The following is a 12,880-nucleotide window of genomic DNA, read 5'->3' as shown; positions in this document are numbered from 1 at the left end:
CTGATCGGTGCCGGTGAGCGGGGGCTGGTGCGTGCGGCCCGAAGGCGGTGCGGTGCGGGGGCGGGAGTCGGTGGCCGACGCAGCGCGGCTGGGGGAGTGTGCGCCGACCCCGCGTCTGCGGGCCTGCCCGCCCGAAATCCCCTGGCGGGCGGGAGTGTCAGTGGCGGCCACTAGGGTCTGATCATGAGTTCTTCGCCCGCCGACCTGGTCCGCGAATTCCACCTCGCCTTCGGGCTCGACGCCCGCAGCACGCCCACCGAGGTCACCCCCGACCTCGCCGCCCACCGGGGCGAACTGCTCGCCGAGGAGGCCGCGGAGGTCGCCGAGGTCTCGGTGAGCGGCCCCCTCGACCGGCTGGCGCACGAGCTGGCCGACGTCGTCTACGTCGGGTACGGCACAGCCCTCGTCCACGGCGTCGACCTCGACGCGGTGATCGCCGAGATCCACCGCTCCAACATGACCAAGATCGGACCGGCCGGCGAGATCGCCCGCAGAGCCGACGGCAAGGTGCTCAAGGGGGAGCACTACGAGGTGCCGGATGTGTCGGGGGTGCTGCGCAAGCAGGGGTGGGGCACCGGCGGGGAGTGACCGGCCTACGGGGAGGCGGTTCTCGGCCGTCGGAAGAGCCACTCCTGGCACCGCCTACCCTTGTCACATGAGCAGCGGTGACCGGAGCGGGGCAGTGGACGTCAAAACGTACGAAGTGCGCACCTACGGGTGTCAGATGAACGTCCACGATTCCGAACGCCTCTCCGGTCTCCTGGAGGGCGCCGGTTATGTGCGCGCGCCCGAGGGTTCGGACGGGGACGCGGACGTCGTCGTTTTCAACACCTGTGCCGTACGCGAGAACGCCGACAACAAGCTCTACGGGAACCTCGGCCGGCTCGCCCCGATGAAGACGAAGCGCCCTGGGATGCAGATCGCCGTCGGCGGCTGCCTCGCCCAGAAGGACCGCGACACCATCGTGAAGAAGGCGCCCTGGGTGGACGTCGTCTTCGGTACGCACAACATCGGCAAGCTGCCGGTCCTGCTGGAACGCGCACGCGTGCAGGAAGAGGCGCAGGTCGAGATCGCGGAGTCCCTGGAGGCCTTCCCCTCGACACTGCCGACCCGGCGCGAGAGCGCCTACGCGGCCTGGGTGTCGATCTCCGTCGGCTGCAACAACACGTGCACCTTCTGCATCGTCCCGGCGCTGCGCGGCAAGGAGAAGGACCGCCGCACCGGCGACATCCTCGCCGAGATCGAGGCCCTGGTCGGCGAGGGCGTCTCCGAGATCACCCTGCTCGGCCAGAACGTCAACGCGTACGGTTCCGACATCGGCGACCGCGAGGCCTTCGGCAAGCTGCTCCGCGCGTGCGGCGCGATCGAGGGCCTGGAGCGTGTCCGGTTCACGTCCCCGCACCCGCGTGACTTCACCGACGACGTCATCGCCGCGATGGCCGAGACGCCGAACGTGATGCCGCAACTGCACATGCCCATGCAGTCCGGCTCCGACCCGATCCTCAAGGCCATGCGCCGCTCCTACCGCCAGGAGCGCTACCTGGGGATCATCGAGAAGGTCCGCGCGTCCATCCCGCACGCCGCCATCACCACCGACATCATCGTGGGCTTCCCCGGGGAGACCGAGGAGGACTTCGAGCAGACGATGCACGCGGTCCGCGAGGCGCGCTTCGCGCAAGCGTTTACGTTCCAGTACTCGAAGCGGCCCGGCACCCCGGCCGCGACCATGGAGAACCAGATCCCCAAGGAGGTCGTCCAGGAGCGCTACATGCGTCTCGTCGCCCTCCAGGAGGAGATCTCCTGGGAGGAGAACAAGAAGCAGGTCGGCCGCACCCTGGAGCTGATGGTCGCCGAGGGCGAGGGCCGCAAGGACGGCGCCACCCACCGCCTCTCCGGGCGCGCCCCCGACAACCGCCTCGTGCACTTCACCAAGCCGGACCAGGACGTCCGCCCCGGCGACGTGGTGACGGTCGAGATCACGTACGCCGCCCCGCACCACCTCCTCGCCGAGGGCCCCACCCTGAAGGTGCGTCCCACGCGCGCGGGCGACGCCTGGGAGAAGCGCAACGTGGCCGAGGCCGCCAAGCCGGTCGGCGTGATGCTGGGCCTCCCGAAGATCGGCGCACCCGCGCCACTGCCGGTCGCCACGGGGAGCGGTTGCGGCTGCGACTGAGATCGCGGGCCGCTGAGCGACGCCGAGTCGAAGGCGGGCGGCGGCTCGACCATGTGGACCGTCGGCCATGTGGACTGTCGGCGTGCCGTGTCAGTGCGGCTTGTTAGTGTTCCGGCCATGCTCGTAGCCGCCGCCGTCTGCCCCTGTCCTCCGCTCCTCGTCCCCGATGTTGCCGCCGGTGCGGCGCCCGAGCTGGCCGCCGCGCGGGCCGCGTGCACCGACGCGCTGGGCGTGCTCGCCGCCGCGCGGCCCGACCGCCTGGTGGTCGTCGGACCCGCCGAGCAGAGCGGGCGCGGGACGCATCCCGAGGGCACACAGGGTTCGTTCCGCGGCTTCGGCGTGGAGCTCGACGTACGGCTGGGAGGGGACCGGCCCGGGGACGGCGGCGCGGTATCGGAGCGTGAGCTTCCGCCCTCGCTGGCTGTCGCCGCGTGGCTGCTGGAGCGGACCGGGTGGTCCGACGCCCCGATCGCGGGACTCGGCGTGGGGGAACCTCTTGAGGCCGAGCGGTGTATTCAAGCCGGGAGGGACCTCGTCGCGCCGGCCGACCGGGTCGCGCTGCTGGTGATGGGCGACGCCAGCGCGTGCCGGACGCTGAAGGCGCCGGGCTATCTCGACGAGCGGGCGGCACCGTTCGACGCGGAGGTCGCGCGTGCGCTGGGGTCGGCGGACGTGGCGGCCATCAAGGCGCTGGACACCGAGTTGGCGTACGAACTGAAGGCTTCGGGCCGCGCGGCCTGGCAGGTTCTCGCGGGCGCTGCCGAGGGCGCGGACCTCGGCGGTGCGCTGTTGTACGAGGACGCGCCGTATGGGGTCGGGTACGTGGTTGCTACCTGGTCGTAGGTGCGGGTGCGGGTGCTTGGGGCGAGGGCGGCTTGCCCTCGGTGACGTCGCCCGAGGGCGGTGGCGTGTGGTCTCAGCGTTGCCGGTGGGGTCGTGGGGCCGGTCTGCGCGTCGTTGAGGCGCGTGCCGTGCGCCACGTGTCGCGCCCACCCAACCGCATGCCGTAGTCGTATCGAACGCTGCGGTCGTCGCGTAGGTCGTAGGTCGTAGGTCGCAGGCGGCTGGGTCAAGCGGCAGGCGGGTGCGAGGCGGTCCCGTCGTAACGCGCACGAACCGAGTCCACCATCCGCCCACCCGAAGCCAACGCAGCACTCCGACCTTCGAGCCGCTGCCCTCGCCTTCGCCCTCGTCTCAAGAAACGGCGGACGGCCGCGGAGCAGTACGCTCCGCGGCCGTCCGCCGATCGATGTGCAGGTGCCTGTTCAGGAAGCCGGCGGGGGCGCGTCCGGGGGCGTGGTCGTGCCGCCGCCCTCCGGCGCTGTGCTCCCTGTGTTCGCCGTACTCCCTGGGCTTCCCGGCTCGTCCTTGTGCGCGAGTCGGTCCATGGCGTCCTTGGCCTTGCCCGTGCCGGTCTGGATCTTGTCGCTGTACTTGCCCTTGGTCTTCTCATCGACCATTTTCGCGGCTTTGTCCAGGCCGTTCTCGATCTTGCCTCCGTGCTGCTGCGCGAGGCCCGAGACCTTGTCCTTCGCCGGGGCGAGTTTGGCCTTGAAGTTGTCCATCAGACCCATGGTTCACCTTTCCACGCGGGGCGGTTACGTGCGGGCGCCTTCACCGGCCTCGTTGTCGGCGGCCTCTTCGGCGGACTGCTGCTTGGGGATCTCGACGCCGTCCGCGGCCTCGACAGCCTCCGTCGCCGCCGCTTCCTGGACGCCTGCCCCCGCCTCGGTCTCCGACACCTCGTCCGCCGTGTCAGCCGTCAGGGGCTCGGCCGTCTGCGGGTCGGCCTGTGCTTCGGCGGTCGACGCCTCCTCCGTAGCCTTCGACCTCCGAAGAATTCGGTCCAAAACGCCCATATTAACTCCATACGTTACTCGTGCGGGCGAAATCCCGCGTAGCCCGGTGCGTCCGTTTGCGTCGCCCGGGTCACCGCCTCCCGACACCGGCGGCGGGGTACCTCGCATCGGGCAACGACCCCACACGCGGGCCGTCACGTAACTCGTTCGAGCCCTGGGCCCGACGTTTGCGAGACTGGGAACGTGAGCAGCGCACCCCCCGCCCCCCGAGTCATCGCCGTCGTCGGACCGACCGCGGCCGGAAAGTCCGATCTGGGCGTCTTCCTGGCCCAGCGTCTAGGTGGCGAGGTCGTCAACGCCGACTCCATGCAGCTCTACCGAGGGATGGACATCGGCACCGCCAAGCTGACGCCCGAGGAACGCGACGGCGTCCCGCACCACCTCCTGGACATCTGGGACGTGACGGTCACGGCATCCGTCGCCGAGTACCAGCGGCTCGCCCGTGAGCGCATCGACGCCCTGCTCGCCGAGGGGCGCTGGCCGATCCTGGTCGGCGGCTCCGGGCTGTACGTGCGCGGCGCGGTCGACAACCTGGAGTTCCCCGGCACCGACCCCGAGGTCCGGGCCCGCCTGGAGGAGGAGCTCGCCCTGCGCGGCTCCGGCGCCCTGCACGCCCGCCTCGCCGCCGCCGACCCCGAGGCCGCGCACGCGATCCTGCCGAGCAACGGCCGCCGTATCGTCCGGGCCCTGGAGGTCATCGAGATCACCGGCAAGCCCTTCACCGCCAACCTCCCCGGTCACGACTCGGTCTACGACACCCTCCAGATCGGCGTCGACGTGGCGCGTCCCGAGTTGGACGAGCGCATCGCGCGCCGGGTCGACCGGATGTGGAGCGCGGGACTCATGGACGAGGTGCGGGCGCTGGAGGTGGGCGGTCTGCGTGAGGGGGTCACGGCGTCCCGCGCGCTCGGCTATCAGCAGGTGCTCGCGGCGCTCGCGGGAGCGTGCACGGAACAGGAGGCGCGCACGGAGACCGTGCGTGCCACCAAGCGCTTCGCGCGCCGCCAGGATTCGTGGTTCAGACGCGATCCCCGGGTGCACTGGTTGAGTGGGGCTGCGGCGGATCTCACAGAACTTCCGCAGCTGGCACTGGCGTTGGTCGAACGACCGGTCACAGCCTGATCACGTCATGGCATCGGGACGCTCCGGCCGCCGTTGTGGCCTTCGGGGGCGTGCCATCATCGAGCTTCGATCGACCAAGTGGAGTCCGAGTTGGGAGGGCGCGTGGCGATGGAGGCCGGCCCTCGCGACACCGCAGAAGGCATCGAGCAGGTCACTGCGGACCGTGCTGAACCGGAAGAGGGCGACGGCCTGCTGAGCCCGGACGGCCCGGACGAGATCCAGGGCGGCGTGACCGCCGACGGTCCCGGGCCCGACGAGATGTTCGCCGGACCCGAGGTCGAGGTGGAACTGCGCCCGCAGCGTCGGCTGCGGATCTGGCAGCTCGCCCCCATCGTGGCCCTGGCCGCGGTCGGCTCCCTGATGTTCGCCTTCCCGCTCGCCTTCGACTTCGGCGACAGCGGGGCCGTGATCGCCATGCTCGGCCTGCTCATCTGCTGCTGCGCGGCCGGCTGGGGCACGACGGCCGCCCGCCGCGTCGGCTACACCTGGCCGGGCTTCCCGCAGCGCGGCTCCGACCGCCGCCCGGACTGGCGGGTCGTCGTCGCGTACGCCCTCGTGCTGACCGTGGTGGCGGTGCTGGCCGTGTGGCGCGTGGCCCGACTGCGCTGAGCACTCCGCTGGGCGGGCGGCGATACGCCGTAGAACGTCCGTGGTGCTGTGGCGGCTGGTCGCGCCCAAGCTGCGGAGCCGTACATCGACATCGCCCTGCGCCACTTCGAAGCGCTCCTGTGGCGTGGTGGGCGTTGCCCGATCCGGCTGGTCTCCGCGTCCTGTCGCCGTGATCGTCGGGATGTCATAGCCACCCCGTACGATCGAGGAATGAGCACGCGGATCGCCTTCCTCAAGGGGCACGGCACCGAGAACGACTTCGTGATCGTCCCGGACCCCGAGAACGTCATCGACCTGTCCCCGGCCGCCGTGGCCGCCCTGTGCGACCGCCGCGCGGGCATCGGCGGCGACGGACTGCTGCATGTGGTGCGGTCCGCCACGCACCCCGAGGCGCGGGACATGGCGGCCGAGGCGGAGTGGTTCATGGATTACCGCAACGGCGACGGGTCCGTCTCCGAGATGTGTGGCAACGGAGTGCGTGTGTTCGCGCGCTATCTCCAACGCGTCGGACATGTGGCCGAAGGTGATATCGCGGTCGCCACGCGCGGGGGAGTCAAGACCGTCCACCTCGCCAAGGACGGTGACGTCACCGTCGGCATGGGCAAGGCCCGCCTCCCCGAAGGGGATGTCACGGTGAGCGTCGACGAGCACAGTTGGCCCGCGCGGAACGTGAACATGGGCAACCCGCACGCGGTCGCTTTCGTCGACGACCTCGCGCAGGCCGGCGATCTGTACTCCCCGCCGCCCTTCAGCCCGGCCACGGCCTACCCGGACGGTGTGAACGTGGAGTTCGTGGTCGACCGCGGCCCCGGGCACGTCGCCATGCGCGTGCACGAGCGCGGCGCCGGCGAGACCCGTTCGTGCGGCACGGGCGCGTGCGCGGTCGCCGTGGCCGCCGCCCGCAGAGACGGCGCCGACCCGGCCGTCACCGGGACGCCCGTGACGTACACGGTCGATGTGCTCGGTGGAACGCTGGTGATCACCGAGCGGCCCGACGGCCAGATCGAGATGACCGGTCCCGCGGTGATCGTCGCCGAAGGCGAGATCGACGCGGAATGGCTGGAAAACGCCATCCACTGAACGGGTGATTCGCAGTTGTAGCGGCTCCGGGCGCCCCGATCGGAAGGTCTGTGGCGCCAGGTGTGGCTCGAAACCACGGCTGACCCTCTGTTACGTGGCGCAAAACCGTAAACCTCCTGACCTTCGCTCGAATGGGTGATCCGTTTCACGCTCGGCGAGAGGCGGTCAGTCGCACGTGGTGGGCTCGGTAGCATCAAGCACCGGCCCGGACGGGGGATCGTCACCATCCCCTGAGCCGAGTACGCCATGGGGCACCCGTCCGCCGGTCAAGCAGCCGGAGGTGCCCATGAGTGCGGAGGCCACGAACCCTGCGAGCCCAGGCCCTGTGATCAACACAGTGCCCCGCAGGAAGGCCCGCCCCCGGATCGACCTGCGCCGGCTCGGCCGGGCCGCCCTGCTCGGTCCCACCGCGCGCGACCGGCTGCCCGACGCCATCGGCCATGTCGCCGAGGCCCATCGCGCCCACTATCCCGACGCCGATCTCGAACCGCTGCGTCACGCCTGGGTCCTGGCCGAGTCCTCGCACCGCGGTCAGATGCGCAAGAGCGGTGAGCCGTACATCACACACCCCCTCGCGGTGACCCTGATCCTCGCCGAACTCGGCGCCGAGACAACGACGTTGACGGCCTCCCTGCTCCACGACACCGTCGAGGACACGGAAGTGACACTCGATCAGGTCGGCAAGGAGTTCGGCGCCGAGGTGCGCTATCTCGTCGACGGCGTCACGAAGTTGGAGAAGGTCGACTACGGCGCCGCGGCCGAGCCGGAGACCTTCCGCAAGATGCTGGTCGCGACCGGCAGTGACGTCCGCGTGATGTCGATCAAACTCGCCGACCGCCTGCACAACATGCGCACCCTGGGCGTGATGCGCCCCGAGAAGCAGGCGCGCATCGCCAAGGTCACCCGGGACGTCCTCATCCCGCTCGCCGAACGGCTCGGCGTCCAGGCGCTCAAGACCGAACTGGAGGATCTCGTCTTCGCGATCCTCCACCCCGAGGAGTACGACCACACACGCGAGTTGATCGTCGACAACGCCTCCCGTACGGATGATCCGCTCGCGGAGATCACCGACGAGGTGCGCACCGTCCTGCGCGACGCCGGCATCCAGGCCGAAGTCCTCATCAGGCCACGGCACTTCGTCTCCGTGCACCGCGTCGCCCGCAAGCGCGGCAGGCTGCGCGGCGCCGACTTCGGCCGCCTGCTGGTGCTGGTGAACGAGGACGCGGACTGTTACGGCGTCCTCGGCGAGCTGCACACCTGCCTGAAGCCCGTCGTCTCGGAGTTCAAGGACTTCATCGCCGTACCCAAGTTCAACCTCTACCAGTCGCTGCACACGGCCGTCGCCCACACGGACGGACAGGTCGTCGAAGTCCTCATCCGCACCCACCAGATGCACAAGGTCGCCGAGGCCGGCGTCATCGCGCTCGGCAATCCCTACGCTCCTCCTTCGGAGGAGCAACAGGCCGCGAACGACGGCGAGCGCGCCGATCCCACCCGGCCCGGCTGGCTCTCCCGCCTCCTCGACTGGCAGGAGGGCGCGCCCGACCCCGACACCTTCTGGTCGACACTCCGCGAGGACCTCGCCCAGGACCGCGAGATCACCGTGTTCCGGCCCGACGGCGGCACGTTGGGCCTGCCCGACGGCGCGACGTGTGTGGACGCCGCGTACGCGCAGTACGGCGAGGACGCCCACGCCTGCATCGGCGCCCGCGTCAACGGCCGCCTGGCGACCCTCAGCACGGTCCTGAAGGACGGCGACACCGTCCAGCTCCTCATGGGCCAGGACCCGGCCTCCGAGCCCTCCAGGGAGTGGCTGGAGCACGCGCACACGCCCGCTGCCCGGATCGCCATCCAGCGGTGGATCGCGGCGCATCCGGGGAGCGCGGACGGCGAGGGTGCCGGCGGGGAGAGTGCCGAGGCGGACTCGACCGCGAAGCCGGACAGGACTGCGAAGTCGGACAAGGGGGAGCAGAGCCTCCGGTCAGCGCCCCCCACTTCCGAAGACACCCTGGACAGATCCACCGCGCCGAGCCCCGCCACCCCCGTCGTGGACCAGCCCGGCGCGACCGTACGGCTCGCGGGCTGCTGTACGCCCGTACCGCCCGACGAGGTCACCGGATTCTCGGTGCGCGGCGGGGTCGTGACCGTCCACCGCGTGGAGTGCAGCGCGGTGGCGCACATGAAGGGCGTGGGGCGCGCGGAGGTCGGTGTGCGCTGGGGCGACACCACCGAGTGCCGGGTCACGCTGGTAGCCGAATCGTTCGGCCGCCCGCATCTGCTCGCCGATCTCACCGAGGCGATCGCCCTGGAGGGCGCGGAAATCGTCTCGGCGACCGTGGAACCCCCGACCCAGCAACGCGTCCGCCACACCTACACACTCCAACTCCCGGACGCCGCCCACCTCCTGACCCTCATGCGGGCGATGCGCAACGTACCGGGCGTCTACGACGTGAGCCGGGCCCAGCACCATACGGCGGCGTTCTGAGACGCGGGCGGGTTGAGCGCCGTCGGATCGCGGGGCATGTTCCGACCCCGAGTGCGCTTCGGCTTGCGCGCCCCCCCGGCCCACACGCACCCGGACAGCAAGCCCCCGTAGCCCCCCGAAAGACCTCGTTCGAGTGGGCCGGGCGTGAGTCGTCGCCGTAGGGCACGTGTGCGCTGGTAGCGGTGGTGCATGCTGCTCACCCCTCGCACCGGTACGACCGGCATCGAAGTCCCCCGCACTCGCTCCGGTGATCCGGTCCCACGGCCGCGCACCAGGAACTCCCGACGGCTGAAGGCGGCGCTGCTCGCCTCCGCCGTGTCCGTCTGTCTCGTCGCCGCGAGTGCTCCGCCCACGCCTCTGGGGGTCGGTGACCGTCTCTTCCCGACCCTGGGCAATCCGGGGTACGACGTGGCGTCGTACGACCTCTCGTTCACGTATCCCGGGAGCAACACCAAGCCGCTCCAGGCCGTCACCACGATCGACGCGTGGACGACCGAGACGCTGGACCGGATCAACCTCGACTTCGCGCACGGCACCGTGGACTCGGTCGAGGTCGACGGGCGACCCGCGACCTTCGCCGGTGCCGGTGAGGATCTGGTCGTGACCCCGGAGAGGCCGATTTCCGAGGGGAGTTGGACGCGGATCACCGTGCGGCACACCAGCGATCCCGTGTCCGCCAAGGGTCAGGACGGCGGGTGGGTGCGCACCAAGGACGGGCTCGCGATGGCCAACCAGGCCGACGCCGCGCACCTGGTGTTCCCGTGCAACGACCACCCCTCCGACAAGGCGATGTTCACCATCAGGGTCACCGCCCCCAACGCCTACACGGCAGTGGCCAACGGACTCCCGGCCGGCGTCGACAAGGTCGGCGGGAACACCACCTGGACCTACCGCACCCAGCACCCCATGGCCACCGAACTCGCCCAGGTGTCCATCGGCCGCTCCGCCGTACTGCACCGCACCGGACCGCACGGACTGCCGATGCGCGACGTCGTCCCCGCCAAGGACGCCGAAAAGCTCGAACCGTGGCTCAAGAAGACCCCCGACCAGATCGCCTGGATGGAGAGCAAGGTCGGCCGGTACCCCTTCGAGACGTACGGGCTGCTCATGGCCGACGCGTCCACCGGCTTCGAACTCGAGACGCAGACGATCTCTCTCTTCGAGAGAGATCTCTTCACCGAGCCCGCCTACCCCAAGTGGTACGTCGAGTCGATCATGGTGCACGAGCTGTCCCACCAGTGGTTCGGCGACAGCGTCAGCCCCCGCGCCTGGTCCGACCTGTGGCTCAACGAAGGACACGCCACCTGGTACGAGGAGCTGTACGCCGAGGAGAAGGCCCACCGGCCCATGGAGACGCGCATGAAGGCCGCCTACGGCGCCTCCGACGGCTGGCGCGCCGCCGGCGGTCCGCCCGCGCTCCCCAAGTCGCCCGCACCCGGCCAGAAGATCAGCATCTTCCGCCCGAACGTCTACGACGGCGCCGCCCTCGCCCTCTACGCGCTGCGCCAGGAGATCGGCCGCCCGGCCTTCGAACGCCTGGAACGCACCTGGGTGCACATCCACCACGACAGCACGGCCACCACGGCGGACTTCGAGGAACTCGCCTCCGCGATCTCCGGCCGCGACCTGAGCGACTTCTTCCAGGCCTGGCTCTACGGCGCGAAGACCCCGCCGATGCCGGGTCACCCGGACTGGAAGTCGCAGGCACCCGCGAAATAAGGCAGTGACGTGGCGATCCGCACCGTGCGACCATCGTCGGGTCGGCGGCGCGGATCGCCCGGAATCTCCGGTCACCGGGAATCTCCGGGGGCACTCGCACGTTATGACCTTTGCAGGACTCCCATCGACGTAAGGACGCAATGACCTCCTCTTCTTCCCCTTCCCAGGACACTGAGCGCTTCGCGCACGCCTACCCCGAAGGTCTTCGGGCCGATGCCCTGATGGAAGAGGACGTCGCCTGGAGCCACGAGATCGACGGAGAGCGGGACGGCGACCAGTTCGACCGCTCCGAGCGCGCGGCCCTGCGCCGTGTCGCCGGCCTCTCCACCGAACTCGAGGACGTCACCGAGGTCGAGTACCGACAGCTCCGCCTGGAGCGCGTCGTACTCGTCGGCGTCTGGACCACGGGAACGGTGCAGGACGCGGACAACTCGCTCGCCGAGCTGGCCGCCCTCGCGGAGACCGCGGGCGCGCTCGTGCTCGACGGTGTCGTCCAGCGCCGCGACAAGCCGGACGCGGCCACCTACATCGGCTCGGGCAAGGCCAACGAACTGCGGGACATCGTCCTGGAGACCGGCGCCGACACCGTCATCTGCGACGGTGAGCTCAGCCCGGGCCAGCTGATCCACCTCGAAGACGTCGTCAAGGTCAAGGTCATCGACCGTACGGCCCTGATCCTCGACATCTTCGCTCAGCACGCCAAGTCCCGAGAGGGCAAGGCGCAGGTCGCGCTCGCGCAGATGCAGTACATGCTGCCGAGGCTCCGCGGCTGGGGTCAGTCGCTGTCCCGTCAGATGGGCGGCGGCTCGGGCGGCGGCCTGGCCACCCGTGGTCCCGGTGAGACCAAGATCGAGACGGACCGGCGTCGTATCCGCGAGAAGATGGCGAAGATGCGCCGGGAGATCGCGGACATGAAGACGGGCCGCGACATCAAGCGCCAGGAGCGCCGGCGCAACAAGGTGCCCTCGGTCGCGATCGCCGGTTACACCAACGCCGGAAAGTCGTCCCTGCTCAACCGCCTCACGGGCGCGGGCGTGCTGGTCGAGAACTCTCTGTTCGCGACCCTCGACCCGACCGTGCGCCGGGCCGAGACCCCGGGCGGACGGCTGTATACGCTGGTCGACACCGTCGGATTCGTTCGGCACCTGCCGCACCACCTGGTCGAGGCCTTCCGCTCCACGATGGAGGAGGTCGGCGACGCCGACCTGATCCTGCACGTGGTGGACGGTTCGCACCCGTTCCCGGAGGAGCAACTGGCCGCCGTACGCGAGGTGATCCGGGATGTCGGCGCCACCAAGGTGCCCGAGGTCGTCGTGATCAACAAGGCGGACGCGGCCGACCCGTTGACGCTCCAGCGGCTGATGCGGAACGAGAAGCGCTCCATCGCGGTCTCGGCCCGTACCGGCCAGGGCATGGACGAACTGCTCGCGCTCATCGACAGCGAACTGCCGCGCCCCTCGGTCGAGATCGAGGCGCTCGTGCCGTACACCCACGGCAAGCTGGTCGCCCGCGCCCACTCCGAGGGCGAGGTGATCTCCGAGGAGCACACCCCGGAGGGCACCCAGCTCAAGGTGCGGGTGCACGAGGAACTGGCGGCGGACCTCGCGCCGTACGTCCCGGCACCGCTGGCCTGACCAGTCGTAACGCGGTAGCTCACACCGAAGGCTCGTCCCACCCGGGGCGAGCCTTTGCGCTTACGACGGATAGCTCCGGCGCTCATCGAGTCGACCTCCGTCACGGCCGGTGCCGGTGCCGAGAGGTTCACGTCGAGCGCGGCGCCGACCGTTTCCGAACCGCCCTGAGGCCACTGGTTCGAGGGACGAGCCCACTCTG

General features: G+C 70.2%; 11 protein-coding genes. 9 read left to right on the top strand and 2 right to left on the bottom strand.

The annotated features are described in order from the left end of the window. Nucleotides 1–183: 183 nt before the first annotated feature. The 3 genes from ACIRRY_RS32150 to ACIRRY_RS32140 all read left to right on the top strand — a co-directional run bounded on the left by ACIRRY_RS32150 (nucleotide 184) and on the right by ACIRRY_RS32140 (nucleotide 3,016). Entirely contained in the window at nucleotides 184–588 is a 405-nt protein-coding gene (locus ACIRRY_RS32150; protein WP_403979539.1) for a hypothetical protein, read from the top strand. 67 nt (nucleotides 589–655) lie between these two features. Then, nucleotides 656–2,173 carry a tRNA (N6-isopentenyl adenosine(37)-C2)-methylthiotransferase MiaB gene (gene miaB, locus ACIRRY_RS32145; protein ID WP_403979536.1) on the top strand — a complete coding sequence of 506 codons (1,518 nt, stop codon included), beginning with the start codon at nucleotides 656–658 and terminating at the stop codon, nucleotides 2,171–2,173. Between the two features lie 117 nt (nucleotides 2,174–2,290). Further along, the gene (locus ACIRRY_RS32140; protein WP_403979533.1) at nucleotides 2,291–3,016 is read left to right on the top strand and encodes a class III extradiol dioxygenase subunit B-like domain-containing protein; all 726 of its coding nucleotides are present in this window, start codon (nucleotides 2,291–2,293) and stop codon (nucleotides 3,014–3,016) included. A 422-nt stretch (nucleotides 3,017–3,438) separates the two neighbouring features. Here the strand turns inward: ACIRRY_RS32140 and ACIRRY_RS32135 are convergent, their stop codons facing one another. Together ACIRRY_RS32135 and ACIRRY_RS32130 are read right to left on the bottom strand one after the other, a co-directional pair. Next, entirely contained in the window at nucleotides 3,439–3,747 is a 309-nt protein-coding gene (locus ACIRRY_RS32135; RefSeq protein ID WP_403979530.1) for an antitoxin, read from the bottom strand. Between the two features lie 24 nt (nucleotides 3,748–3,771). Then, nucleotides 3,772–4,032, bottom strand: a complete 261-nt coding sequence (locus ACIRRY_RS32130; RefSeq protein ID WP_403979527.1) for a hypothetical protein — start codon at nucleotides 4,030–4,032, stop codon at nucleotides 3,772–3,774. A 183-nt stretch (nucleotides 4,033–4,215) separates the two neighbouring features. Here ACIRRY_RS32130 and miaA point away from each other — a divergent pair, with 183 nt between their 5' ends. From miaA to hflX, 6 genes are all read left to right on the top strand, one after another. Beyond that, nucleotides 4,216–5,154 carry a tRNA (adenosine(37)-N6)-dimethylallyltransferase MiaA gene (miaA, locus tag ACIRRY_RS32125; RefSeq protein ID WP_403979524.1) on the top strand — a complete coding sequence of 313 codons (939 nt, stop codon included), beginning with the start codon at nucleotides 4,216–4,218 and terminating at the stop codon, nucleotides 5,152–5,154. A 108-nt stretch (nucleotides 5,155–5,262) separates the two neighbouring features. Then, complete coding sequence (locus ACIRRY_RS32120) at nucleotides 5,263–5,763, top strand: hypothetical protein (RefSeq protein ID WP_403979644.1); 501 nt, start codon at nucleotides 5,263–5,265, stop codon at nucleotides 5,761–5,763. A 210-nt stretch (nucleotides 5,764–5,973) separates the two neighbouring features. Next, the gene (gene dapF, locus ACIRRY_RS32115) at nucleotides 5,974–6,843 is read left to right on the top strand and encodes a diaminopimelate epimerase (RefSeq protein WP_403979521.1); all 870 of its coding nucleotides are present in this window, start codon (nucleotides 5,974–5,976) and stop codon (nucleotides 6,841–6,843) included. Nucleotides 6,844–7,129: 286 nt separating this feature from the next. Then, a complete protein-coding gene (locus ACIRRY_RS32110) occupies nucleotides 7,130–9,328 on the top strand; it encodes a RelA/SpoT family protein (RefSeq protein ID WP_403979518.1) in 2,199 nt (732 codons plus the stop codon). Between the two features lie 189 nt (nucleotides 9,329–9,517). Continuing rightward, nucleotides 9,518–11,047 (top strand): M1 family metallopeptidase, encoded by a 1,530-nt coding sequence (locus tag ACIRRY_RS32105; RefSeq protein ID WP_403979515.1) that lies wholly within the window; start codon nucleotides 9,518–9,520, stop codon nucleotides 11,045–11,047. A 140-nt stretch (nucleotides 11,048–11,187) separates the two neighbouring features. After that, on the top strand, nucleotides 11,188–12,681 hold the full coding sequence (gene hflX / locus ACIRRY_RS32100) for a GTPase HflX (RefSeq protein ID WP_403979512.1): 1,494 nt from the start codon (nucleotides 11,188–11,190) through the stop codon (nucleotides 12,679–12,681). Nucleotides 12,682–12,880 lie beyond the last annotated feature (199 nt).

Origin of the sequence: Streptomyces sp. NPDC101776 (assembly GCF_044766845.1) — a bacterium.
GTDB lineage: Bacteria > Actinomycetota > Actinomycetes > Streptomycetales > Streptomycetaceae > Streptomyces.
The sequence above is the reverse complement of the archived record's forward strand: the minus strand, read 5'-3'. Positions and strand labels throughout refer to the sequence as shown.

Coding starts and splice junctions, on each gene's coding strand:
- miaB (WP_403979536.1), top strand. CDS start 656: ATGAGCAGCGGTGACCGGAGCGGGGCAGTGGACGTCAAAACGTACGAA.
- ACIRRY_RS32105 (WP_403979515.1), top strand. CDS start 9,518: ATGCTGCTCACCCCTCGCACCGGTACGACCGGCATCGAAGTCCCCCGC.
- ACIRRY_RS32130 (WP_403979527.1), bottom strand. CDS start 4,032: ATGGGCGTTTTGGACCGAATTCTTCGGAGGTCGAAGGCTACGGAGGAG.
- ACIRRY_RS32135 (WP_403979530.1), bottom strand. CDS start 3,747: ATGGGTCTGATGGACAACTTCAAGGCCAAACTCGCCCCGGCGAAGGAC.
- hflX (WP_403979512.1), top strand. CDS start 11,188: ATGACCTCCTCTTCTTCCCCTTCCCAGGACACTGAGCGCTTCGCGCAC.
- ACIRRY_RS32140 (WP_403979533.1), top strand. CDS start 2,291: ATGCTCGTAGCCGCCGCCGTCTGCCCCTGTCCTCCGCTCCTCGTCCCC.
- ACIRRY_RS32120 (WP_403979644.1), top strand. CDS start 5,263: ATGGAGGCCGGCCCTCGCGACACCGCAGAAGGCATCGAGCAGGTCACT.
- dapF (WP_403979521.1), top strand. CDS start 5,974: ATGAGCACGCGGATCGCCTTCCTCAAGGGGCACGGCACCGAGAACGAC.
- ACIRRY_RS32150 (WP_403979539.1), top strand. CDS start 184: ATGAGTTCTTCGCCCGCCGACCTGGTCCGCGAATTCCACCTCGCCTTC.
- ACIRRY_RS32110 (WP_403979518.1), top strand. CDS start 7,130: ATGAGTGCGGAGGCCACGAACCCTGCGAGCCCAGGCCCTGTGATCAAC.